We start from the raw sequence: 24601 nt of genomic DNA on the forward strand, positions 1-24601 counted from the left end.
TAACAATAAGACTCTTGAGGAGTACTCGCTGTGGAAAGCCGCAAACCCGAAGCCCAGACGCTGGACCTTTCGCCACCACTTCGCAGTGGCTGGCTGGAACGCCTCTTCAAACTCAGCTTGCATGGCACCACGGTGAAGACCGAGCTGATTGCCGGCCTGACAACCTTCATTACCATGGCCTACATCATTTTCGTCAACCCCAACATCATGGCCGACGCCGGTATCGATCATGGCGCCGCGTTCGTCGCAACCTGCATTGCCGCCGCCCTGGGTTGCCTGTTGATGGGTCTGTATGCCAACTGGCCGGTGGGCCTGGCACCGGGCATGGGCCTGAACGCCTTCTTCACCTACACCGTGGTCGGCACCATGGGCTACAACTGGGAAACCGCATTAGGTGCGGTGTTTGTTTCCGGCGTGCTGTTCATGATCCTGACCTTGTCCCGGGTGCGGGAGTGGCTGCTCAACAGCATTCCGGTGAGCCTGCGGTTCGCCATGGGCGCGGGGGTCGGATTGTTTCTCGGGCTGATCGGCCTGAAAACCGCCGGGATCATCGTCGACAGTCCGGCGACCTTGATCAAGCTTGGCTCGTTGCGCGAACCCGGTCCGCTGCTGGCTGCGGTGTGCTTCTTGATGATCGCCGTGCTCAGTTACCACCGCGTGTTCGGCGCGATCCTGATCAGCATCATCGCGGTGACCCTGGCCGGTTGGGGCCTGGGGTTGGTGCAGTACAACGGCGTCATGTCGACGCCACCCAGCCTGGCACCGACCTGGATGGCCATGGACGTCGCTGGCGTATTCAACGTCAGCATGATCAGCGTGGTGCTGGCCTTCCTGTTCGTGCACATGTTCGACACCGCGGGCACGCTGATGGGCGTCGCCCAACGCGCCGGCCTGGTGAAAGCCGATGGCAAGATCGAAAACCTGTCCCGCGCCTTGAAAGCCGACAGCGCTTCCAGCGTATTCGGCGCCATGGTCGGTGTGCCGCCAGTGACCAGCTACGTGGAAAGCGCCGCCGGTGTGGCCGCGGGTGGGCGCACGGGGCTTACCGCCGTGACGGTCGGTGTGCTATTTATTGCCGCGATGTTCTTCGCGCCACTGGCCGGGATGATCCCGGCCTACGCCACCGCCGGGGCCTTGATCTACGTCGCCATGCTGATGATGGGCGGCATGGCCCACATCGAATGGGATGAACCGACCGACAGTATTCCGGCCATTGTCACGGCCATCATGATGCCCCTGACGTTCTCGGTCGCCGACGGCATCGCCTTGGGTTTCATCACCTATGTGGTGCTCAAGGCCGGCACCGGCAAGCGCAAGGAAATCTCTGTCAGCCTGTGGGTGCTCTGCGCGATCTTCATCGCCAAGTTCATCTTCTTGTAAGCGAGACACGTAACCACCCGCCTCACCCATTGGGTGAGGCTTTTGTCCATCAGGAGCAAAGCAATGAATCTGGAAACCTGGCTGTTGTTCAGCGGTGCCGCCTTGGTGGTGATCCTCATCCCTGGCCCGTTGTCATTGTTGATGATCGGCAACAGCCTGAACTACGGCCTGCGCCGCTCGTACCCGGCGTTCCTGGGCGGGGTGATCGCTTCGATCTGCCTGTTGAGCGCCTCGGCGTTGGGGCTTGGCGCGTTGTTGATGGCGTCGGAACAGCTGTTCAGCGCCCTGAAGATTGTCGGTGCGCTGTACCTGTTCTACCTGGCCTGGCAGAGCTGGCAGCAATCGCGCCAACCTGCCCAGGGCGCCGAAGTGCCCCAGGCTGCTGCCGTTCCACGTTTTCGCGCGCTGTTCGGCCGGGCGTTCGTGCTGGGCGCCAGCAACCCGAAAGACATCCTGTTCTTTGCCGCTTTCCTCCCGCAGTTCCTGAGCGCCGAGCAAGCGTTCCTGCCACAACTGTTGATCATGATCGCCACCTGGACCGTACTCGACCTGCTCTGCAAGCTGGCCTACGGCCTCGGCGCCCATGGCGCTGCTCGGTATTTGCGCACGGGCAAAGGGCAGAGCTGGTTCAATCGGATCAGTGCCGGGTTGTTTGGTGGCGCGGGCGCAGCGTCGTTGCTGTCCACCCACTGAGCCCTGCGTTCTGCGGAACGGCAGCCAGGCTTTTGCAAAACATGGCAACAACCCATCGATATACACCGTTCAGGAAAACACCTTAGATAGAGAGCCATTTACATCATCGTTGAACAAGGACGTTCACCATGAGCAAGGCTTTTTATCCCGGCTCCGTTTCCGACGACCGGGCCGTAGTCATTACGGACCTGGGTTTTCATGCCAATGAATACGCTGTCGAAACACTCGACTTCAGGTCCGTCGAAGGAGCGCAACTGAGTCCGCAGCACAAGCATCGACAGGCCCAGCTTGAAGTCGTGGATAAACTTTACGGCCCGCTGCACATCGGCTCCGTGACAATCACCCGTTGCGCCCTGAATGCGCTCGGCGCAACGATCGATGGACAACCGCTGAACGGCGACAATACTTTTTTCCGCCATCCCAATCGCTTTTTCGTGAACTCGCTTCAGTTCAATGCAGGCGATATCGAAACACGTCTGAAACTGACCTGCGATGCGAACGACTACCGGTTGCCAACGTTGCTATTTGAAATGGCAAGCCAGCGTCCCCCCTGCGCGAGCCCATTGTTGAGTGAAGCCCCTGAAACACAGGCTGACCCCACCCACTATCGGAGCACGCTGGGAAAACTCCTGAAATCCGCGCAAAAGCTCGATAGCCGTGGTCTCATCCACGGAACATTCAGTTGGGTCAGCACCACCAGGAGCAACCTCCTCATTCCCACGGGCCTTGGACTTCAGGCCTTCGGAATCTATAGCGGCCTGCGAGGCCTGCAAGACGCCATCCGTAACAAGGATGCCTACCAGACCATTTTCAATGGGACCGGCGTGGCCGCCGAGGTCGCGTCTATCGGCGTCGAAGCCGCGGTGACCCGACAAGCCACTCAGATGATCAGGGCCGGCCATCGCTCCCTCGAGGATTTCGCTAAAACGACATTCGCCACACGGCTCGCGCGTGGAGGCGGCCTGATTGCCAGCGTCCTGACACTTCCTTTCGACATCATTTCCGCCGTCGACTCTTTCAAGGCTGCCGCCCACGCTACTGGCAAAGAAGCCACCGATCACTATGTCAGCGCAGCCTTGAGCGTCACCAGCGCCGCCATGACCCTGACCGTCGGCGTCGCCGCGCTGGCCGGGTTCAGTTCAGCCGGTCCCGTGGGCCTTGCCGCAGGGCTTATCCTGGTGGTGGGTTCACAAGTCTGGGGCGCCATACGTCAAGTCGATGAAATCGACGACTATATAGAGCTCACCGTACACGAGCGTCTCCGCACGGGTTGGTTGGCCTTCTGGACGATCGACCCCGACAAGGATATCCAGGAGCGCTACCTCATCGCCAAGGCGACCGCCGACCATACAAAGCTACTGCAGAACAATGCCCTGAACTTGCTTAGAGGCCCACTGAAGGACAGCACTGAAGCGATCGTAAACGGTACATTCACCGTGGAACTGGAACCGGTGACCTACAACACCTGGAGTTGGTGGACCGGTGAAAGGTACCAGGCGACGGCAGTACGCCCGAGGATCAAAGACAGCGACGACTGGATCGATGCGCGCAAAGGCGTTACTGCCGGGACGCCGGGGGCAGTCATGGAAACGCCGGCCGGACATAAAGGTATCCATTGGTACATCGGCGGTGGCAACGACACTGTTACAGGGGTCGAAGACAAGCCCAACGTCTTTCACTACGGGGCCGGTGTCAAAGAACTGAGCGGCGGCACGAAAGATGACGTTTTTATCTTCGAGGGCTCGACAGAAAACCTCAGTAGAAACCAAACCCCTCCAGCAAACCGGCTGGTGGGTGGCGTGGGCAATGACACACTCATTTTATCGGGCCGTAGCAGCAGCCATCAGGCGCCGCGCCAGGGTTATCGGGTCGACCTGGACGCCGGACAAGTGTCCATCATCACTCAAGCCAGTGGTGATACGCAGAGCAGATGTCATCGCCATGCAGTGCTTGAAAGCATTGAAAACGTAGAAATCCCCGAGGGCGGTGCCAATGTCATCAAGGGCACAGCCGGCTCGAACATCATCAAATCCCGCGGCAACGATTCGATCGAGGCCGGTGCGGGAGATGACCGGATTTTTATTCTCAATGGAAATAACCGCAACGCCGACGGCGGACCTGGCGAAGATGTCTATGCCATCGCTCATAAAGCAGGCGGTGTATCGATCACCGAAGACGGCGCAGACAACAGCGTCATCGCGCTGGACTGGAGAGCCGACCTGATTGAAAGCTGGCGGATTGAAGATAGCAACCTGGTCATTACTTCATGCTTCGATGCAAATGACTGGGAACTTCGCACAGTCACCATCAGGAACGTCTATGCACATAGCGACCATTCAAGAGCCCTGCAAAACGACAGGCTGACGTTCATTACCCAGGATGGCTACCACTTGGTTCCCGATCTGCCCGAGATGATCGAGCACAGCGGCCCGTTCGACATTGAAACAGTCATGGTGCAGCAAGGAACGCCGCGAACCCCGGCCATCCTGAACGATCGGATAGAACAGCAGATCGCCCACGACAAAGACACAAGCTATTTCGTTTCACGCCTCAACGAACTCACCACCCTCAGGGTCAGGCAAAAAAGCGCGTTTTCCACCACGCTCCATCTGGATTACGTCGACTCCGACCTGACGGGTATCGAGGCCCACTACAACGCCCATGTCACTCAGGAAGATAAAGGCGACACCATAAAATATGGTGAATGTGGACTGACGTTACACTTTGGCCCTCGCCGAATCATCTTGAAGAACCTGGCAAGTTCCGACGAGCGTTATAGCGCGCAAAACCCGAACACCGGACGGCGGGCATTTTCCGCCTTGGCTTTGCAACATACGTTCATCCTCATCATGAATGACGGCTCGTCCTACCGTCTGGTCCAGCCCTCGCCCGCCTATGGCGTGTTGCTGGACGAAACATTCATCGCCAAAGATCCGGTGAAATGGAAAACGGAAGTTTCGCCATCTCTCACACCCACCAAAAAGAAATACGCCTATCTACGCCCCTTGGACAAAACCCCCTATTACATGGGCAATTGGGCAACCTGCGCCACGCTGACAGCCCCCATCGAACAGACGGGGATTGAAGTCCTGGTTGGCGAAGGCGCCACCTACCTTGTCCACCTGAGCCCGAACATGACGCTACGCCTGTCCACACCGGGCGCATTGGTCGGCGCCAATCCGCGGCTACCCCATGCCTCCACCTGGGAGCTCGATGCCACGCACCTGGGTCGAGTCGAAATAAAACTTTGCGCCAATGTGCTGCGGATTGGCACAACCACCATCCATCTTCCCGCCTATGAGGCTCAAGACCTTGTCGACCCGATACGAGTCATCACGGCACAAGGCGTCGTGCATGCCGTCGACAGCCTGTTTGAGCAGGTTTATGTAGAAGCGCTCGATGGCCGGTACTTTGCCCCTCTCGCCGATCCCGACACACCATGGCCCAGCGAACTGTCGAGCCTGAAGTCCGAAGAACTGAAGGTTCTTCACGTTGCCATCAAGGACGGGGCTCCCGGCACCTTGAGCTATAACCTCAAAACCCGCAGGTGGATCCTAGATACCGATAAATCCCGAGTCATTGAGACGGCGAACCTGAGAAAAACAGACCTGTGCGAGCACGCCCTCAAGTTCTATCAAGATCTCGCTCGCGAAGGCCTCAACCAGACGCACCCCATGGGTGATGACACGCTTCGTCTGTTGCGGGAAAAGTGCGTGGAACTGGTGGAAAACTTCACATTGGGAAACTCGGTGATATTTGCGCAAATGTTAGCGCTGAGCACGATCTTCGGCATAAGGCTCTCTCGCTTGAGCTGGATCCTCTCATTGGGTGAGACGTCTGCCAAACATGCATAGCCTTGACGAATGGCTTCGAAAGTTTCTTTCAGGCGCCATATATATGTAGTGCACCTGCCTGTCGGTTTTCCATGAACATCCTTAAGCCCAAGGCCTGCCCGTCACAAGCGACATGGCAGGCCATTGGTTTCATGACCACATGGATCATCAAACTTCTTCGAACTAAGAACAGGCACTTTCAATGAGTCCAAGACGAAACACCCGACCCAATATTCCAAAGTCGTCCCCCGATACGCCTCACTCCAGTCGCGATACGACACCGGAAACAACGCTCAACAATCCCATGAGAGGAGAAGGAACCGATCAAGCGTCCCTCTCACCGACCGGACGACAGATCGAAGCCCCTGAGTCGCAGACCCCGACCGTCCAGATATCGGACATTGCCTCGCAGACAGCCATCCAAGGTGTCCCTATCCGGGTATCACTGGACAATTACTACCTTTCATCCGAGCTGGTGCCCCTGTTATCGGAGCCAGACGCGACCTCCGGAATCCGCACGTTCAAGACGCGCACCTACGTCGAGCTTGCAGAGGGGGGGACGGTGCTGCTGGGTCGCGATGCCGAACAGAATTACCGAGCCCGATCAAGCACTGAACTCGTCGCCTCCGGACCACGCCTGGAACAGGTGGAGGGCAGCCTCCTATGGCGTCAGATTGCGGACCAGGAGATGACTCACGGCAGTGATGCCGATCCGTACCACCGGCCAGCAGATGATGAGCCATCGGAAGCGGCTGCACCCAAGCGCCCGCGTACGGCGTCCGAGCAAAGCGAAACCACGCTGCAAAGCGCCCCGACATTCCAGAAAAACTGGGGGGTCGACCCCAAATTCACGCCATCGGAATTGATCACCATAGGCAATGTCCACTACAAGATGGTGACTCGCACCGAAGCGCGCGAATCCCCGATCATCTATATCCAATCCCCCGCTCATCCCACCTATGATTTTGACCTGCTGGACGCCATCCTCAGGCATACACCCGACGAGCAACCTCGCGGCGTCATACAAGTGCCACCGGACAACCATTGGGAAATTGACGCCAGGCTTCCCTTTAAAAAACCGCTGACGGGCTACGTCAGGGATCGTTTTCCGGAAGTCACGACAGCCACCCTGGAAAACATCGCAAGGAAACAATTTGAACTCACCAACAACTCGCCGTTCGCCACCGCCGGAGGTTTGACAGCACTCAGGCAGATTTTCAGCAGTTGGGAAAACGCGACCCATTCGTTGCATCCGCACTGGTCCGATCCGCTATTGATGCTGCCGATTCTTCCGACCTCTTCGGCGTCCAAAGGCGCTGCCCGCTCGATAGCCCTGCCCATCCCTTCCTCGACAGGAGTATTGGATCGACTGGATTTTGATCCCTTGCGGTTCCAGCGACAGTGGCTTTATTTCATGACGACGTATTCGCCTGTGGATTTCAAACGCTTTATGGCCGCCCTTCTGACCCGTAATGGCTATACGGTCATGGAACCCACCTCTTTCAATAGCTTTCCGGCGTTGGTATTTCAACGAACAGAGCATGACTATGTATTTTTCATGAGCCTGCACCGCACCAGAATCCCGAAGATTTCCCTGCCAATGTACATGGACCCCGTTACCGCCGGCACTCGCCTGGAAACCCAGGTTGGCGAAGCCGCTGCGAAAGTGGTCCAGGACGCCCACAACGCCAACAAAATCATCTGGCTCAAAGGCGGTACTGAAATCCGCCCGGGCATCGCAGACACGATCTTTATCATCCGGGATGACAACGCCAGGCTATGAGTCCGCCACGCAAAAAAAAGCCCGCAGTGTGAGCGGGCGAAAACCAAAGAAGCTTTATGCGCAGTCGCTTCCAGGACCAGGCAGTTGCTTGGGGGCTCAACTGCCTCGATAGGTTGAATAGGCGTAAGGCGAAATCAGCAGGGGCACGTGGTAATGCTCCTGCTCGGCCGAAATACCGAAACGCAGCACCACCACATCCAGGAACGCCGGTTCGGACAACTGGACGCCACGGGCGCGATAATAATCGCCGGCGTGGAATTGAATCTGGTAGACACCCGAACGGTAGTCATCCCCTTGCAACAGAGGTGCGTCGCAACGGCCGTCGCTGTTGGTCAGTGCGCTGGCGACCAGTTGCAGTTGCGAGCCTTCCACACGGTACAACTCGACCTTGATCGAGCTGCCCGGGCAGCCATGTGCGGCATCCAAAACGTGAGTAGTCAAACGTCCCATTGCTTGTGCGCGCCTCGCTGCTGTGCAGTCCGGCCCGACGCCTCCTGAATCAGTTGAAAGACAGACCGCACCGTTTCGGAGCACGAAACGCCACGGCGATGAGCGAATTAAGACACTTTAAAAGAAAATTGTACACAATAAAAAACACATATTTAGGCCACGGGCATTTGAACAATGCTTCATGACCAATCTTAAGCCAAACCAACAGATACGCTAGCCTTCCACTGATTAATTGACCAACTGGGCAGGTTTCTTGCAGTGTAGACGAACCCAGGACAGCGGTGAAAAATGCAAAAAATCAGGCTTACAAATCACACATAAAGTTGTATACAATCACCCCATCGTCGTGACGCCAGCTGTGACCCATCGCCCGGGCGCCACCTACATGGTTCGAACAAGAAGGAAGACTGCAGTGAGCGCTGACTACCCACGCGACCTGATCGGTTACGGCAGTAACCCTCCCCACCCCCAGTGGCCGGGCAATGCCCGCATCGCCCTGTCCTTCGTGCTCAATTACGAGGAAGGTGGCGAGCGCAATATCCTGCATGGCGACAAGGAGTCCGAAGCGTTCCTGTCGGAGATGGTCGCAGCGCAACCGCTGCAGGGCGAGCGCAACATGAGCATGGAATCGCTGTACGAGTATGGCAGCCGCGCCGGGGTCTGGCGGGTCCTCAAGCTGTTCAAGGAATTCGACATTCCCCTGACCATTTTCGCCGTGGCCATGGCCGCCCAGCGCCACCCGGACGTGATCCGCGCCATGGTCGCCGCCGGTCACGAAATCTGCAGCCACGGCTATCGCTGGATCGACTACCAATACATGGATGAAGCCCAGGAACGCGAGCACATGCTCGAGGCGATCCGCATCCTCACCGAGATCACCGGCGAACGTCCGCTGGGTTGGTACACCGGCCGCACCGGCCCCAACACCCGTCGGCTGGTGATGGAAGAAGGTGGCTTCCTCTACGACAGCGACACCTACGACGACGACCTGCCCTACTGGGAACCGAACACACCCACCGGCAAGCCGCACCTGGTGATCCCGTACACCCTGGACACCAACGACATGCGTTTCACCCAGGTGCAGGGCTTCAACAAGGGCGACGATTTCTTCCAATACCTCAAGGACGCCTTCGACGTGCTGTATGCCGAAGGCAGCGACGCACCGAAGATGCTTTCCATCGGCCTGCACTGCCGCCTGATCGGCCGGCCTGCGCGCCTCGCCGCCCTCAAGCGCTTCCTCGAATACGCCAAGAGCCACGAACAGGTCTGGTTCAGCCGCCGTGTCGACATCGCCCGCCACTGGCAGCAGACTCACCCTTGCCCGGGAGCGTCGAAACCAGGAGCTTCGAAATGACCGCCTTCCAGACCCTCAAGCCTTCCACCTTGAGCCGCGAAGCGTTCGTCAAAGCCTTCGCCGACATCTACGAACATTCGCCATGGGTGGCCGAAAAGGCTTTCGACCTGGGCCAGGACTCGTCCATCGACCAGATCGAAACCCTGCACCAGCGCATGAGCGACATCCTGTTGAGTGCCGATCACGCCAGCCAACTGGCCCTGATCAACGCTCACCCGGACCTGGCCGGCAAAGCCGCCGTCCAGGGCCAACTGACCGAAGCCAGCACCAACGAACAGGCCGGCGCCGGTATCCACCAATGCTCGAGCGACGAGTTTGCGCGCTTTACCGAGCTGAACGAGGCCTATAAGGCCAAGTTCAAGTTTCCCTTCATCATGGCGGTAAAAGGCAGCAACCGGCATCAGATCCTCGCGGCGTTCGAAACGCGCATCCATCACTCGGTAGACACCGAATTCAAATGCGCGCTGGCAGAGATCAACAAGATCGCGTTGTTCCGACTACTGACCCTTTAGCGAGCAGCCCTGAGCCCCAGGATCCTGCAAGCATCCCCAGCCAACTTATTTAAAGGCAGACAAGAAGAATGAAAGCTTACGCCGTACCTTTCGAGAAGTTCGTCAACCTGGCCGACGCCCGCCTGGGCACCAAGATCATCTCGGTCACCGATGACTGGTTCGCCGACGCTAACCGTTTGTTCCAACCGACCCCGGCCGTATGGAAAGAGGGCGTGTTCGATGACAACGGCAAGTGGATGGACGGCTGGGAGTCGCGCCGCAAGCGCTTCGAAGGCTACGACAGCGCGGTGATCCGCCTCGGCGTGGCGGGGTCGATCAAAGGCGTGGACATCGACACCTCATTCTTCACCGGTAACTACCCACCGTCGGCCTCCCTGGAAGCCTGCTTCCTGACTGACGGCGAGCCGGACGAAAACACCCAGTGGACTGAAGTGCTGTCGGCGGTAGAGCTGCAAGGCAACAGCCACCACTACCATGAGATCAGCAACGACCAGGCGTTCAGCCACCTGCGTTTCAACATCTACCCCGATGGCGGCGTGGCCCGGCTGCGGGTCTATGGTATTCCGTACCGCGACTGGTCGGCCGTGGGCGACAACGAACAGATCGACCTGGCAGCGGCCCTTAACGGTGGTCGCGCCCTGGCCTGCTCCGACGAGCACTTCGGCCGCATGAGCAACATCCTCAACCCAGGCCGTGGCGTCAACATGGGCGACGGCTGGGAAACCGCCCGTCGTCGCACCCCAGGCAATGACTGGGTAATCGTCGCCCTCGGCCATGCCGGCGAGGTCGAGAAAGTCATCGTCGACACCCTGCACTTCAAGGGCAACTACCCGGACAGTTGCTCGATCCAGGGCGCGTTCGTCAAGGGTGGCACCGACAGCCAGATCGAAACCCAGTCGCTGTTCTGGCGCGAACTGCTGCCGAGCCAGAAACTGGAAATGCACGCCGAACACACCTTCGCCGAGCAGATCAAAGCCCTGGGGCCGATCACCCACATCCGCTTGAATGTGTTTCCGGATGGCGGGGTGAGTCGCCTGCGGGTGCTCGGCAAGGTCTCGAAATAAGGATGAACCCAATCGCGAGCAAGCTCGCTCCCACATTTGAAATGCATTCCCCTGTGGGAGCGAGCTTGCTCGCGATGGCGGCACGACAAACAACACAGAACTCAAGGTAAGAAGACCAGCATGCGCACACTCAAGATCGAACCGTTGACCAAAGAAGCCTTCGCCCCGTTCGGTGACGTGATCGAAACCGACGGCAGCGATCACTTCATGATCAACAACGGTTCGACCATGCGTTTCCATCGCCTGGCGACGGTGGAAACCGCCACGCCGGACGACAAGGCGATCATCAGCATCTTCCGCGCCGACGCGTTGGACATGCCGCTGACCGTACGCATGCTGGAGCGCCATCCGCTGGGCAGCCAGGCCTTCATTCCGCTGCTCGGCAACCCCTTTCTGATCGTGGTCGCGCCACTTGGCGATGCACCTGTATCAGGCTTGGTCCGCGCCTTCGTCACCAACGGCAGGCAGGGCATTAATTACCATCGCGGCGTCTGGCACCACCCGGTGCTGACGATCGAAAAGCGGGATGACTTCCTGGTGGTTGATCGCAGTGGCACAGGCAATAACTGCGATGAGCATTTCTTCAAAGAGGATGAGCTTTTGATCCTCGCCCCCCACCAATAAGAGAAGGTCCGATCACGCGAAGACAAGCGTGACGGGCGAGAGGTAAAGACTGTGGAAGCACATATGCTGGAATGGCTAAACCTGAGCGTGCGCTGGGTTCACATGATCACTGGCGTGGCCTGGATCGGCGCGTCGTTCTACTTCGTCTGGCTGGAAAACAACCTCAATCGCGTCAACCCCAGGGACGGCCTGGCCGGTGACCTGTGGGCCATCCACGGTGGCGGCATCTATCACCTGGAAAAATACAAACTCGCGCCACCGTCCATGCCGGACAACCTGCACTGGTTCAAGTGGGAAGCCTACTTCACCTGGATGTCGGGGATCGCGCTGCTGTGCGTGGTGTTCTATTGGAACCCGAGTGTCTACCTGCTGGCCCCCGGCAGCAGCCTGAGCGGCCCCGAAGGCGTCGCCCTGGGCCTCGGTTCGTTGTTCGTCGGCTGGTTCGTCTACTCCTTTCTCTGCGACTCGGCGCTGGGCAAGCGCCCTGCCCTGCTTGGCCTGATCCTGTTCGTGCTGTTGATCGCCGCGGCTTATGGGTTCAGTAAAGTGTTCAGCGGTCGCGGCGCCTACCTGCACGTGGGTGCGGTCATCGGCACGATCATGGTCGGCAACGTGTTCCGCATCATCATGCCGGCCCAGCGTGCGCTGGTGGCCGCCATCGCCGAGCACCGCACACCCGACCCGGCGTTGCCGGCCAAGGGGCTATTGCGTTCGCGCCACAACAACTACTTCACCCTGCCAGTGCTGTTCATCATGATCAGCAACCACTTCCCGAGCACCTACGGCAGCCAATACAACTGGCTGATCCTGGCCGGGATCGCCGTGGCGGCGGTGTTGGTCCGTCACTACTTCAACACCCGCCATGACAGCAACCGGTTTGCCTGGACGCTGCCGGTCGGTGCCCTGGCGATGATCTGCCTGGCTTATGTCACGGGGCCCAAGCCCATGCCCACCGCACCGGAGGTGGCCAAGGCCCCCGGCGTGATCGAGTACCAACCGTTGCCGGAAACGGCAGTGGGAGGTGGCGTGAAGCCGGCGACGACTCCAGTCGCACCGGCATCGGCGCCCACCCAGGCCACCAACGCCCAGGGCCCGTCGTTCGAGAAGGTCCACAGCGTGATCCAGGAGCGTTGCTCGGTCTGCCACTCGGCCAAGCCCACCAGCCCGTTGTTCAGCGCCGCGCCGGGCGGGGTGATGTTCGATACGCCGCAACAGATCCAGCAACAGGCCGCGCGCATCCAGGCCCAGGCTGTCACCAGCCAGATCATGCCCCTGGGCAACATCACCCAGATGACGCAGCAGGAACGTGACCTGATCGGTGCGTGGATCAACCAGGGCGCGCGGACCAACTGAGTCACGCCGTCCAACGCCGTCACCCGAAATACCGTTGACAGGCACCGGCTCACCACCGGTCGCCCGTCAGCGACTGCCTGCGCCTCAACAATAAAAACAAGAGGAAAGCACCAGATGATCCAGCCCCTCCATCACGCCCCAAATTCGCCGCACATGCGCCGTTGCAGGGCACTTGAGCCCGTCAAGACAAGCCCGTATCCTGCGCGGCCGTTCGACGCTGGCTGACAACAAACAACCATCCGATCCTGACCGCCCCGCCAACTTATCCGGGTGCCGGCGGACAAAAACGCGCCCCTGAAAACCCCTTTACGACTGTTCGAAGAGCAGCTGGACGAGCCCTTTTCTGGCCTTGGCTCAGCTCTTGCTATCAGCACTGGCCACAAGCGAAAAGCTGACCGAACGGATGTTTTTATCCGTAGAAAAAAGCGCCACACCAGAGCGCTGATCAGAAAAAGAAAGCGGTACCACTTACCTTTGGGAGCAAACCGAATGAAACGTACGTGCACCAGCCTGATACTCGCCGGATCCTTGCTAGCTGGGGGCCAGGCGATGGCCGATGACCTGTTCCAATGGCAGAACAACAGCCTCACCTACCTGTACGGCAAGGATTTCCAGGTCAACCCGCGCATCCAGCAGACCGTGACCTTCGAACACGCCGACGCCTGGAAGTACGGCGACAACTTCTTCTTCCTCGACCGGATCTTCTACAACGGCAAGGACGACAGCCAGTCCGGCCCGAATACCTACTACGGTGAGTTCAGCCCGCGCCTGTCGTTTGGCAAGATCTTCGACCAGAAACTGGAACTGGGCCCGATCAAGGATGTGCTGCTGGCCATGACGTACGAGTTCGGTGAAGGCGACAACGAGTCCTACCTGATCGGCCCGGGCTTCGACCTGGCGATTCCCGGCTTCGATTACTTCCAACTGAACTTCTACAACCGCCAGACCGAAGGCCCACGCGCCGGCGACAACGTCTGGCAGATCACCCCGGTCTGGGCCTACACCATCCCGGTGGGGTCATCCGACATTCTGATCGACGGCTTCATCGACTGGGTCGTGGACAACGACACCAATTCCAAGGGCACCTACCACGCCAACCTGCACATCAACCCGCAGATCAAATATGACCTGGGCAAAGCGCTGAAGCTGGGCGCCAAGCAGTTGTATGTAGGTGTCGAGTATGACTACTGGAAGAACAAGTACGGGATCGAAGACAGCGACGGCTTCAAGACCAATCAGAGCAACACCAGTTTCTTGCTCAAGTATCACTTCTGATCACCCACTTGATCCTGGGTACACAGGGATCCTTGTGGGAGCGAGCCTGCTCGCCATTGCGGTGGGTCGGTTTGCATTGATTTTGAATGTACCGCCGTCATCGCGAGCAGGCACGCTCCCACAGGGGACCTGCGGTGGGCGCTGAAACTGAGCCCAATACATAAACAATGTGGGAGCGAACTTGCTCGCGATGGCGGCGGGCCTGCTTGCTTGCATCGCGCCTCAGGACAACCCCAAAAACCGGCTCAACGCCTCGCGCTGCGCTAGCGCATCCTGTCGCCCCAACTCGATCAGCTCGCTGCAGTACCCCGCCTCGAACAGCAAGTAACTCAGCACGCCGGCGCCGCTGGTCTTGGTCGCGCCCGGCCCGCGCAGGAATACCCGTAGCGGGCGGGGCAGCTCCTGGCGATGGCGAGCGGCGATTTCATCGATGGGCTGGCTTGGCGAAATCACCAGCACCTCCACCGGCGCCGCGCCCAAGGTATGGGCCGGCACATCACCGGGCAGCAGGTGACTGAAGCCGTTCAGGCGCTGAAGCAACTCGATGTCGCTCTCCAGGCTGTCAATGAACGTGCTGTTGAGCATATGGCCGCCGATCTGCGCCAGGGTCGGTTGCAGGCCCGTGTAGCTGCGATCCAAAGGATCTTGCCCGCCAGCGGCACGCGGGTTGCCACTGACGCCAATGACCAGCACGCGATTGGCCCCCAAGTGCAAGGCCGGGCTGATGGGCGCCGATTGCCGCACGGCACCGTCGCCGAAGTATTGCGGGCCGATCTTGACCGGCGCGAACAACAAGGGAATCGCCGAGCTGGCCAGCAGGTGCTCCACCGACAACAGCGTCGGCACCCCGATACGACGGTGGCGCAGCCACGCATCGATGGTGCCGCGGCCCTGATAAAAGGTCACGGCCTGGCCGGACTCATAACCGAACGCGGTCACCGCCACCGCCCGCAGTTGCTGCTCAACGATGGCTTGCTCGATACCCGAGGCGTGGAACTGGGCCTGGAGCAGTTCGCGCAACGGCGAACTGTCAATCAGCGCCACCGGCAACTTGGCCCCCAGGCCCAGCAGGCTGTGGCTGATGAAGCGCGTTGCCTGCCCCACCACGCCCCGCCAATCGCTGCGCATCACCTGATGGCTGCGCACCGCTTGCCAGAATGCCGTTAACCGTTCGACGGCGGTCTTGAAGTCCATCGCCCCGCTCGCCAGGCTGACCGCATTGATCGCCCCGGCCGAGGTGCCGACGATCACCGGAAACGGATTGCGCGCACCATCGGGCAACAATTCGGCAATTGCCGCCAATACCCCCACTTGATACGCCGCCCGAGCCCCGCCGCCGGAAAGAATCAAACCTGTAACCGGTTCAGCTGGGGTCATCGCAAGGCTCCGTGCTCAAGGTGATATCAAAGAAACTCAGCCGCGTTTTTCGTACAGCTTCGGCTCACCCGGCGGACGACTCTTGAAGCGCCGGTGGGCCCAGAGGTATTGCTCGGGGCAATCACTCACCGACCGCTCCACCCATTGATTGATGCGGACGCAATCGGCTTCCTCGGTCTCGCCCGGGAAATTGTCCAGCGGTGCCTGGATCACCAGGCGATAGCCACTGCCATCGGCCAGGCGCTCCTGGATGAATGGCACAACCAAGGCCTTGCCCAGGCGGGCGAACTTGCTGGTGGCGGTGACCGTCGCCGCCTGGATGCCGAACAATGGCACAAAGATGCTTTGCTTGGCGCCGTAATCCTGATCCGGCGCATACCAGATCGCCCGACCAGCGCGCAGCAACTTGAGCATGCCACGCACATCATCACGCTCCACCGCCAGGGAGTCGAGGTTGTGCCGCTCGCGGCCCCGGCGCTGGATGTAGTCGAACAGCGGGTTCTTGTGCTCACGGTACATGCCATCGATGGTGTGCTGCTGGCCAAGCAAGGCCGCGCCGATTTCCAGCGTGGTGAAGTGCAACGCCATCAGGATCACGCCCTTGCCCTCGCGCTGGGCCTGCTTGAGATGTTCCAGCCCTTCGACATGGGCCAACTTCGCCAGGCGCGAACGCGACCACCACCAGCTCATGGCCATTTCGAAGAAAGCGATACCGGTGGAGGCAAAGTTTTCCTTGAGCAAACGCTTGCGCTCGGCAGCGGATTTTTCCGGAAAGCACAGCTCCAGATTGCGCCGGGCGATGCGCCGTCGGTCGCCTGCCAGCCGGTACATCAGCGCGCCGAGGGCACGACCGACCCGCAGCAGCAAGGGATAAGGCAACTGGACGATCAGCCACAACAGCCCCAGGCCGCACCATAGCAGCCAGAAACGCGGATGAAAAAAAGCAGCTCGTAAACGCGGGCGATCCATTACAGCTTCCATAAAGACATGGGCCGCGCATTCTACATTGTTCGACCCGGGTTGCGGCTCGCGGACGATCTCGTTATAAGTCTCGGCACTTTTAGTGACAAGCCGTTGTACGCCGACCATGAGCCAAACCGAACCGCTAGACCAAGATCCCGTGTTCCAGCTGAAGGGCAGCATGCTCGCCATTACGGTGCTGGAGCTGGCCCGCAATGACCTGGAAAGCCTTGACCGGCAGTTGGCAGCCAAAGTCGCCCAGGCGCCGAACTTCTTCAGCAATGCCCCGCTGGTGCTGGCCCTGGACAAGCTGCCGGCCGGCGAAGGCGCGGTGGACCTGCCGGGCCTGATGCGCGTTTGCCGCCAGCATGGCCTGCGCACCCTGGCGATCCGCGCCAGCCGCATCGAAGACATCGCCGCGGCCATCGCCATCGACATTCCGGTATTGCCGCCGTCCGGCGCCCGCGAGCGTCTGCTGGAACTGAGCCCGGTCGAGCCGAAGAAAACCCCGGAAAAACCGCCGGAGCCCACCATCAAGCCTACCCGCGTCATCACCTCGCCAGTGCGTGGCGGGCAGCAGATTTATGCCCAGGGTGGCGATTTGGTCGTGGTGTCCTCGGTCAGCCCGGGCGCGGAACTTCTGGCCGATGGCAACATCCATGTATACGGCCCGATGCGCGGCCGTGCGCTGGCTGGCGTCAAGGGTGACACGAAGGCCAGGATTTTCTGTCAGCAATTGAGCGCTGAACTGGTCTCCATCGCCGGGCAGTACAAGGTCTCCGAGGATTTACGCCGCGACCCGCTGTGGGGGGCCGGCGTCCAGGTCAGCCTGTCGGGCGACGTGTTGAACATCATTCGGCTTTAACGGATACTGCCGCATTTTCCAAGCATCTCTAAAACGTAGCGAAAACGGCTTAAACGACGTAGGAAAAAGGATCAGGCAGTGTTTACCGGAGGTAGACCCCGCCCAGCATCCGATTCCAGCCAAGCCTGTCCAATTGCAGCAGTTTTCCAGAGATGTTTTTCAGGGACTGACAAAGTCCTTTTTCCTTAGGGGTGAAACACCTTGGCCAAGATTCTCGTGGTTACATCCGGCAAGGGTGGTGTGGGTAAGACCACCACCAGCGCCGCTATCGGTACCGGTCTCGCTCTGCGCGGCCACAAAACAGTCATCGTCGACTTCGACGTCGGCTTGCGTAACCTCGACCTGATCATGGGTTGCGAGCGTCGCGTGGTCTACGACTTCGTCAACGTGGTCAACGGTGAGGCCAACCTGCAGCAGGCCCTGATCAAGGACAAGCGCCTTGAGAACCTCTACGTGCTGGCCGCCAGCCAGACCCGTGACAAAGACGCGCTGACCCAGGAAGGCGTGGAAAAAGTCCTGATGCAACTCAAGGAAGATTTCGAGTTCGTAGTCTGCGATTCCCCGGCCGGTATCGAAAAAGGCGCCCACCTGGCCATGTATTTCGCCGACGAAGCGATTGTCGTGACCAACCCGGAAGTCTCGTCGGTACGTGACTCCGACCGCATGCTGGGCCTGCTGGCCAGCAAATCGCGGCGTGCCGAAAAAGGCGAAGAACCGATCAAGGAACACCTGCTGCTGACGCGCTATAACCCGCAACGGGTCAGCGACGGCGAAATGCTCGGCGTCGAAGACGTCAAGGAAATCCTTGCCGTTACCCTGCTGGGCGTGATCCCGGAATCCCAAGCGGTACTCAAGGCCTCCAACTCCGGCGTGCCGGTGATTCTCGACGACCAGAGCGACGCCGGCCAGGCGTACAGCGATGCCGTCGATCGCCTGCTGGGCAAAACCGTAGAGCATCGTTTCCTCGATGTAACGAAGAAAGGTTTCTTCGAGCGCCTGTTTGGAGGTAGGTAATGAACCTTTTTGACTTCTTTCGTGCCAACAAAAAGCCCAGTACCGCCTCGGTCGCGAAAGAGCGTCTACAGATCATCGTGGCGCACGAACGCGGCCAACGCAGTACCCCTGACTACCTGCCAGCCTTGCAGAAGGAACTGGTGGAAGTGATCCGCAAGTACGTCAACATCGGTAGCGATGACGTGCATGTGGCACTGGAAAGCCAGGGCAGTTGCTCGATTCTGGAACTCAATATCACCCTGCCGGATCGCTGATAGATCCTGCGGGAGCCACGGCGGCTCGGGCGCTTTGCTCCTTCTTTAGTTTGGAGCAAGTGCCCGCGCCGCCGTTGGCGTTTGTTACGAGACTGCTTCAATGCCCCTGTCCAATATCCGCATCATCCATCAGGACGCCGCCGTCCTGGTGGTCGACAAGCCGACCCTGCTGCTGTCGGTGCCCGGTCGGGCCGACGACAACAAAGACTGCCTGATCACCCGCCTGCAGGAAAACGGCTATCCGGAAGCACGGATCGTGCACCGACTGGACTGGGAAACCTCCGGCATCATTCTGCTGGCCCGTGACCCGGACACTCATCGCGAGCTGTCTCGGCAGTTTCATGATCGAGAAACAGAAAAGGCCTACACCGCATTGTGCTGGGGCCAGCCGGCGCTGGACAGCGGCAGCATCGACCTGCCGCTGCGCTATGACCCGCCGACCAAGCCTCGCCACGTAGTGGACCATGAACACGGCAAACACGCCCTGACCTTCTGGCGCGTGCTGGAGCGTTGTGGCGATTGGTGCCGGGTCGAACTGACACCGATCACTGGACGCTCGCACCAGTTGCGCGTGCACATGCTGTCCATTGGTCATCCATTGCTGGGCGACGGCCTCTATGCTCACCCGCAAGCACTCGCCGCCTGGCCACGCCTATGCCTGCACGCCAGCATGCTCAGCTTCACCCACCCGCAAAGCGGCGAGCGCCTGCGCTTCGAGTGCCCAGCGCCGTTCTGATACTCCTGTGGGAGCGAGCTTGCTCGCGATAGCGGTGGGTCAGTTTGCATTGATGTTGAATGTGCCGGCCTCATCGCGAGCAAGCTCGCTCCCACATTGGAGCGCAGGCGTGCACAGAGCTTGTGTTCACCACAAATCCCTAGTGGGAGCGAGCCTGCTCGCGATGACGGTGGCGCATTCAACACGGATATCACCCGCCTCCCATCCTCCCCATCGACCACCAATACGGTAAACTCCCGCCCATTGCTGTCTGGAGCTATTTATGCGCGCAGAGTTGAACCAAGGCCTGATCGACTTCCTCAAGGCCTCCCCCACCCCGTTCCATGCCACTGCCACCCTTGCCCAGCGCCTGGAAGCGGCGGGTTATCAGCGTCTTGACGAGCGCGAGACCTGGGTCACCGAGGCCAACGGTCGTTATTACGTCACGCGCAACGACTCCTCGATCATCGCCTTCAAGCTGGGCCGCAATTCACCGCTGCACGACGGCATCCGCCTGGTCGGCGCCCACACCGACAGCCCCTGCCTGCGGGTCAAACCGCAGCCGGAACTGCAACGCCATGGGTTCTGGCAACTGGGCGTGGAGGTATACGGCGGTGCGCTGCTGGCGCCGTGGTTCGACCGCGACCTGTCCCTGGCCGGGCGCGTGACCTTCCGCCGCGACGGCAAGGTCGAAAGCCAATTGATCGATTTCAAGGCACCGATTGCCACTATTCCGAACCTGGCCATCCACCTCAATCGCGAAGCCAACCAGGGCTGGGCGATTAACCCGCAAAATGAGCTGCCACCGATCCTTGCCCAGTTCGCCGGCGACGAGCGCGTTGACTTCCGCGCTGTGCTCACTGATCAACTGGCCCGCGAACACGGCCTGAACGCCGACGTGGTGCTCGATTACGAGCTGAGCTTCTACGACACGCAAAGCGCGGCGGTCATTGGCCTGCATGGCGATTTCATTGCCGGCGCGCGCCTGGACAACCTGCTGTCGTGCTACGCCGGCCTGCAGGCCCTGCTGAACACCGACACCGACGAAACCTGCGTGCTGGTGTGCAACGATCACGAGGAAGTCGGTTCTTGCTCGGCCTGCGGCGCCGACGGCCCGATGCTGGAACAGACCCTGCGGCGCCTGTTGCCCGAAGGTGAAGAGTTCGTAAGGACCATTCAGAAATCCCTGCTGGTTTCGGCGGACAACGCCCACGGCGTGCACCCCAACTACGCCGACAAGCACGATGCCAACCATGGTCCCAAGCTCAATGCCGGGCCGGTGATCAAGGTCAACAGCAACCAGCGCTACGCCACCAACAGCGAAACCGCTGGGTTCTTCCGTCATCTGTGCATGGCCGAGGAAGTGCCGGTGCAGAGTTTCGTGGTACGCAGCGACATGGGCTGTGGCTCGACCATCGGCCCGATCACCGCCAGCCAGTTGGGCGTGCGCACCGTGGACATCGGCCTGCCGACCTTCGCCATGCATTCGATCCGCGAGCTGTGCGGCAGCCATGACCTGGCGCATTTGGTGAAGGTGTTGAGCGCGTTCTATGCGAGTCGCGAGTTGCCGTAGCCTGCTTGAACCGCAGGCATGCTGTTGTGGCGAGGGGATTTATTCCCTCGCCACAACAGCGCTTGCCTCTGGATTGAGGGAGGTCGTGACATACATCATCCCCATCCGACAAAACCCCAACTAGACTGCCCTTATCCTCCCCCGACAAGGCTGTCTCACATGATCTCCATGTCTTCATTCAACGCCATGCTGGTGCCCGTCATTGCAGGCATGATCCTGCTGGCCATTGGCTTCAACTTCCGAGACAAGAATGTCGGGGTCTTTGCCATGTGGATCGGCATGTTGCTGATCCTCGCCACGGTGTTGTTCCGCATCCTGGCCAAACTCAACGAGTCGGCCTGACTTCCCCTCAGGCGGCAGGCGCTTGCTCCGGCACGTCCACCCCGACATGAATCGCATCGTGGCGCCAGAACTCCAGGTCGCAATCGATCAGCCGCTGATGCTGGTCATAGTTGACCCGGGCAATCCGCAGCCCGGGGCTGCCCACCGAGACTTTCAGCGCCGCCGCGGCTTCGGGCTGTAAAGAGGTGGGCACGATTTCGAACCTCACCCGGCCGTAGTGCAAGTCGTAGTGGCGGGCGTATAGCTCGGTGATGGACTGATTGAGGTCGAACTCCAGAATGTCCGGAAAGTACTGCGGGTTCAGGTAGTGCTCGACGTACAACACCAAGCGCTCGTCGATACGCCGTACACGGCAGATCTGGATCACGCTGGACAGCGCCGGCAGTTGCAGCCAGGCACACACCGCCGCCGACGCCGGTTGCAGGCGCGCCGAGATCACTTGGGTAGAAGGCACCCGCCCTTGAGCGGCGACCATGGCGTGGAAGTGGCTGCGCTGCATCAGGTTATAGGCCAGGCGTGGTGGCGAGACGAACCAACCCCGGCGCTCCTCCCGATAAATCTGCCCTTGGGCTTCGAGCTGCAACAAGGCTTCGCGCACGGTAATGCGCGTGGTCCCGAACAACTCACTGAGCTTGCGCTCGGCAGGCAACTTGCTACCGGGCGCCAGTAATCCATGGTCTAGCTGCTCTTGCAGGACTTGGCCAATGGTTGTCACCGCTTTAGTTGTCTCGACGCGCATCAACGTTACCTATCTGGACTAGACCAGCACTATTTCAGGGCGAAATCGATGGCGCATCGATCCGCTTCTCGTTCCCGCAAGCCTAGGCACTGCACATGACTGGCAGATGACAGAACCGCCGAACGGTTGTTGCCCAAGCCTGCAAATTAACGGCCAAGTCCTTTCAGATCAGCTGTTTAACCATGGTCTACGCTTAATTCGCAGCCACTGCGCCCGAGCCTGACATTTCCTCACACCGCCAACACCGACATCAAAATGTCACAGGGCTTGCCTACATTGGCTCAGGTATTGCTGACCTAGACCAACACAACCGCAATCGCAGCGTTGAAAACGCCCATAGGAGCTTCGGATGAAACAGCTTTTCCTGGCATCACTGTTAGGCTCGACCATTGCCATGTGCACCGCCGCCATGGCTGCTGACACCGATCTGAAAACGTTGGAAGCCGCTGCGAAAGCGGAAGGCGCCGTGAACAGCGTCGGCATGCCCGATGACTGGGCAAACTGGAAAGGCACTTGGGACGACCTGGCCAAAGTCTACGGTTTGAAACACATCGACACCGACATGAGCTCGGCCCAGGAAATCGCCAAGTTCGCCGCCGAGAAAGACAACGCCAGCGCCGATATCGGCGATGTCGGCGCGGCTTTCGGCCCGATCGCGGTCAAGCAAGGCGTGGTTCAACCCTACAAGCCAAGCACCTGGGAACAGGTTCCAGCCTGGGCCAAGGATAAGGACGGCAACTGGGCGCTGGCCTACACCGGCACCATCGCTTTCATCGTCAACAAGAAACTGCTGCACGGCTCCGAAGCACCAACCAAGTGGGCCGACCTGAAAACCGGCAAATACAAAGTCTCCATCGGTGACGTGAGCACTGCGGCCCAGGCTGCCAACGGCGTGCTGGCAGCGGCCCTGGCCAACGGCGGCAACGAGAAGAACCTTCAGCCGGCCCTGTTGATGTTTGCCGAGATCGCCAAGCAAGGGCGCCTGTCCATGGCCAACCCGACCATCGCCACCATGGAAAAAGGTGAAGTCGAAGTGGGTGTGGTCTGGGATTTCAACGGCCTGAGCTACAAGGCCAAGATGGCCAACCCGGATGATTACGTCGTGCTGATCCCGTCCGACGGCTCGGTCATCTCCGGCTACACCACCATCATCAACAAATACGCCAAGCACCCGAACGCCGCCAAACTGGCGCGCGAATACATCTTCAGCGACGCCGGCCAGATCAACTTGGCCAAGGGCAACGCCCGTCCGATCCGCGCCGAGCACCTGACCCTGCCGGAAGAGGTCAAGGCCAAGCTGCTGCCCAACGAGCAGTACAAAGGCGTGACCCCGATCAAAGACGCGGATGCGTGGGAGAAAACCTCCAAGGCACTGCCGCAGATGTGGAATGAACAAGTAATCGTCGAGATGAAGTAAGGCGCTAGCTCCCGCTCGGATATCCACTGGAAATCCAACTGTGGAGGCAGGCCCTGTGGGAGCGAGCTTGCTCGCGATGGCGGCGGATCAGTCAGTATTGAGGTTGACTGACACACCGCTATCGCGAGCAAGCTCGCTCCCACAGAAGCTCGCGCCCACATCAGGTTCCTGGAGGATCCGAGTTTCCTGGTATCTGTCCGGAGTCCCGCTACCCATGAAGCACAACGTCATCCTGGTGGTGCTCGACGGCCTCAATTATGAAGTCGCCCGGCATGCCATGGGGCATTTGCAGGCTTACGTCGGCGCAGGACGCGCGGCCCTCTACAAACTGGAATGTGAGTTGCCCGCCCTGTCCCGTCCGCTCTACGAATGCATCCTCACCGGCGTCGTGCCCCTCGACAGCGGGATCGTGCACAACAACGTCTCGCGCCTGTCGAACCAGCGCAGCATTTTCCACTACGCCACCCAAGCCGGCTTGAGTACCGCCGCCGCTGCGTATCACTGGGTCAGCGAGCTGTACAACGTGTCACCGTTCATCGCCGGCCGGGATCGTCATACCGACAACCCTGACCTGCCGATCCAGCACGGACATTTCTACTGGAATGACCACTACCCCGATTCCCACTTGTTCGCCGATGCCGAACACCTGCGTCAGCGCTACCTGCCGAACTTTTTGCTGGTGCACCCGATGAACATCGACGATGCCGGCCACAAGCACGGCCTGGACACCCCGCAATACCGCAACAGCGCGCGCTCAGCCGATATCAACCTGGCGGTCTACCTGCAAGCCTGGCTCGACGGCGGCTATCAGGTGCTGGTGACCTCCGACCACGGCATGAACAACGACCGCTCCCACAACGGCCTGTTGGCCGAAGAACGGGAAGTGCCGCTGTTTGCCTTGGGTGACGGCTTCAGTCTCGACCCCGCTGCCGCCCCCCGGCAGACCGAACTGTGCGGCACCATTTGCCAGTTGCTTGGCGTTGACCACGACAAACCCTATTGCCAGGAGTTACTCAAGTGAACG

Annotated in this window: 22 protein-coding genes; 18 read left to right on the forward strand and 4 right to left on the reverse strand. The window is 59.8% G+C overall.

What is annotated here, in order from left to right; all coding sequences use genetic code 11:
• Positions 1-30: 30 nt before the first annotated feature.
• The 4 genes from J9870_RS21610 to J9870_RS21625 all read left to right on the forward strand — a co-directional run bounded on the left by J9870_RS21610 (position 31) and on the right by J9870_RS21625 (position 7689).
• On the forward strand, positions 31-1380 hold the full coding sequence (locus tag J9870_RS21610) for an NCS2 family permease (protein ID WP_210639922.1): 1350 nt from the start codon (positions 31-33) through the stop codon (positions 1378-1380).
• 63 nt (positions 1381-1443) lie between these two features.
• Positions 1444-2073 (forward strand): LysE family translocator, encoded by a 630-nt coding sequence (locus J9870_RS21615; protein ID WP_210639924.1) that lies wholly within the window; start codon positions 1444-1446, stop codon positions 2071-2073.
• Positions 2074-2201: 128 nt separating this feature from the next.
• Positions 2202-5927, forward strand: coding sequence for a calcium-binding protein (locus J9870_RS21620; RefSeq protein WP_210639926.1), 3726 nt, complete (start codon positions 2202-2204; stop codon positions 5925-5927).
• A gap of 181 nt (positions 5928-6108) precedes the next feature.
• Complete coding sequence (locus tag J9870_RS21625) at positions 6109-7689, forward strand: hypothetical protein (RefSeq protein WP_210639927.1); 1581 nt, start codon at positions 6109-6111, stop codon at positions 7687-7689.
• Between the two features lie 96 nt (positions 7690-7785).
• Here the strand turns inward: J9870_RS21625 and uraH are convergent, their stop codons facing one another.
• Entirely contained in the window at positions 7786-8139 is a 354-nt protein-coding gene (uraH, locus tag J9870_RS21630) for a hydroxyisourate hydrolase (RefSeq protein ID WP_058546670.1), read from the reverse strand.
• A gap of 412 nt (positions 8140-8551) precedes the next feature.
• On the opposite strand from uraH, the gene puuE reads away from it, so the two are divergent.
• The 6 genes from puuE to J9870_RS21660 all read left to right on the forward strand — a co-directional run bounded on the left by puuE (position 8552) and on the right by J9870_RS21660 (position 14321).
• Positions 8552-9493, forward strand: coding sequence for an allantoinase PuuE (puuE, locus tag J9870_RS21635; protein ID WP_210639929.1), 942 nt, complete (start codon positions 8552-8554; stop codon positions 9491-9493).
• Positions 9490-10005 carry a 2-oxo-4-hydroxy-4-carboxy-5-ureidoimidazoline decarboxylase gene (gene uraD, locus J9870_RS21640; RefSeq protein WP_210639935.1) on the forward strand — a complete coding sequence of 172 codons (516 nt, stop codon included), beginning with the start codon at positions 9490-9492 and terminating at the stop codon, positions 10003-10005. Before puuE ends, uraD begins: the two co-directional genes overlap by 4 nt.
• Positions 10006-10073: 68 nt before the next feature.
• Positions 10074-11069 carry an allantoicase gene (alc, locus tag J9870_RS21645; RefSeq protein ID WP_210639937.1) on the forward strand — a complete coding sequence of 332 codons (996 nt, stop codon included), beginning with the start codon at positions 10074-10076 and terminating at the stop codon, positions 11067-11069.
• A 120-nt stretch (positions 11070-11189) separates the two neighbouring features.
• On the forward strand, positions 11190-11693 hold the full coding sequence (locus tag J9870_RS21650; protein ID WP_018612495.1) for an ureidoglycolate lyase: 504 nt from the start codon (positions 11190-11192) through the stop codon (positions 11691-11693).
• A gap of 51 nt (positions 11694-11744) precedes the next feature.
• Positions 11745-13046 carry a urate hydroxylase PuuD gene (locus J9870_RS21655; RefSeq protein ID WP_210639939.1) on the forward strand — a complete coding sequence of 434 codons (1302 nt, stop codon included), beginning with the start codon at positions 11745-11747 and terminating at the stop codon, positions 13044-13046.
• A 489-nt stretch (positions 13047-13535) separates the two neighbouring features.
• A complete protein-coding gene (locus tag J9870_RS21660) occupies positions 13536-14321 on the forward strand; it encodes an outer membrane protein OmpK (RefSeq protein ID WP_210639940.1) in 786 nt (261 codons plus the stop codon).
• Between the two features lie 222 nt (positions 14322-14543).
• Here the strand turns inward: J9870_RS21660 and J9870_RS21665 are convergent, their stop codons facing one another.
• Positions 14544-15698 (reverse strand): patatin-like phospholipase family protein, encoded by a 1155-nt coding sequence (locus tag J9870_RS21665; RefSeq protein WP_210639942.1) that lies wholly within the window; start codon positions 15696-15698, stop codon positions 14544-14546.
• Between the two features lie 36 nt (positions 15699-15734).
• Positions 15735-16667, reverse strand: a complete 933-nt coding sequence (locus J9870_RS21670; protein ID WP_210639944.1) for a lipid A biosynthesis lauroyl acyltransferase — start codon at positions 16665-16667, stop codon at positions 15735-15737.
• 118 nt (positions 16668-16785) lie between these two features.
• Between J9870_RS21670 and minC the strand changes: the two genes are divergently transcribed.
• The 6 genes from minC (at position 16786) to J9870_RS21700 (ending at position 21421) form a co-directional block, all read left to right on the forward strand.
• Positions 16786-17523 carry a septum site-determining protein MinC gene (gene minC, locus J9870_RS21675; protein WP_210639946.1) on the forward strand — a complete coding sequence of 246 codons (738 nt, stop codon included), beginning with the start codon at positions 16786-16788 and terminating at the stop codon, positions 17521-17523.
• A gap of 201 nt (positions 17524-17724) precedes the next feature.
• The gene (gene minD, locus J9870_RS21680) at positions 17725-18537 is read left to right on the forward strand and encodes a septum site-determining protein MinD (RefSeq protein ID WP_003179114.1); all 813 of its coding nucleotides are present in this window, start codon (positions 17725-17727) and stop codon (positions 18535-18537) included.
• Positions 18537-18791: a cell division topological specificity factor MinE gene (gene minE / locus J9870_RS21685; protein ID WP_003179111.1), complete on the forward strand. Its 255-nt coding sequence runs from the start codon at positions 18537-18539 to the stop codon at positions 18789-18791. The genes minD and minE overlap by 1 nt, the downstream gene beginning before the upstream one ends.
• 100 nt (positions 18792-18891) lie before the next feature.
• Positions 18892-19527, forward strand: coding sequence for an RluA family pseudouridine synthase (locus J9870_RS21690; protein WP_025214990.1), 636 nt, complete (start codon positions 18892-18894; stop codon positions 19525-19527).
• Between the two features lie 262 nt (positions 19528-19789).
• Positions 19790-21079, forward strand: coding sequence for a M18 family aminopeptidase (locus J9870_RS21695; RefSeq protein ID WP_210639948.1), 1290 nt, complete (start codon positions 19790-19792; stop codon positions 21077-21079).
• A 159-nt stretch (positions 21080-21238) separates the two neighbouring features.
• On the forward strand, positions 21239-21421 hold the full coding sequence (locus tag J9870_RS21700; protein WP_210639949.1) for a hypothetical protein: 183 nt from the start codon (positions 21239-21241) through the stop codon (positions 21419-21421).
• Between the two features lie 7 nt (positions 21422-21428).
• Here J9870_RS21700 and J9870_RS21705 read toward each other — a convergent pair whose 3' ends face one another.
• Entirely contained in the window at positions 21429-22160 is a 732-nt protein-coding gene (locus tag J9870_RS21705) for a UTRA domain-containing protein (protein WP_210639951.1), read from the reverse strand.
• Between the two features lie 349 nt (positions 22161-22509).
• Here J9870_RS21705 and J9870_RS21710 point away from each other — a divergent pair, with 349 nt between their 5' ends.
• Positions 22510-23577 (forward strand): ABC transporter substrate-binding protein, encoded by a 1068-nt coding sequence (locus tag J9870_RS21710; RefSeq protein WP_210639955.1) that lies wholly within the window; start codon positions 22510-22512, stop codon positions 23575-23577.
• A 214-nt stretch (positions 23578-23791) separates the two neighbouring features.
• Positions 23792-24598, forward strand: a complete 807-nt coding sequence (locus tag J9870_RS21715; protein ID WP_210639972.1) for an alkaline phosphatase family protein — start codon at positions 23792-23794, stop codon at positions 24596-24598.
• The last annotated feature ends 3 nt before the right edge of the window (positions 24599-24601 follow it).

The sequence above is a fragment of the Pseudomonas sp. Tri1 genome, assembly GCF_017968885.1.
In the GTDB taxonomy this organism is placed as follows: domain Bacteria; phylum Pseudomonadota; class Gammaproteobacteria; order Pseudomonadales; family Pseudomonadaceae; genus Aquipseudomonas.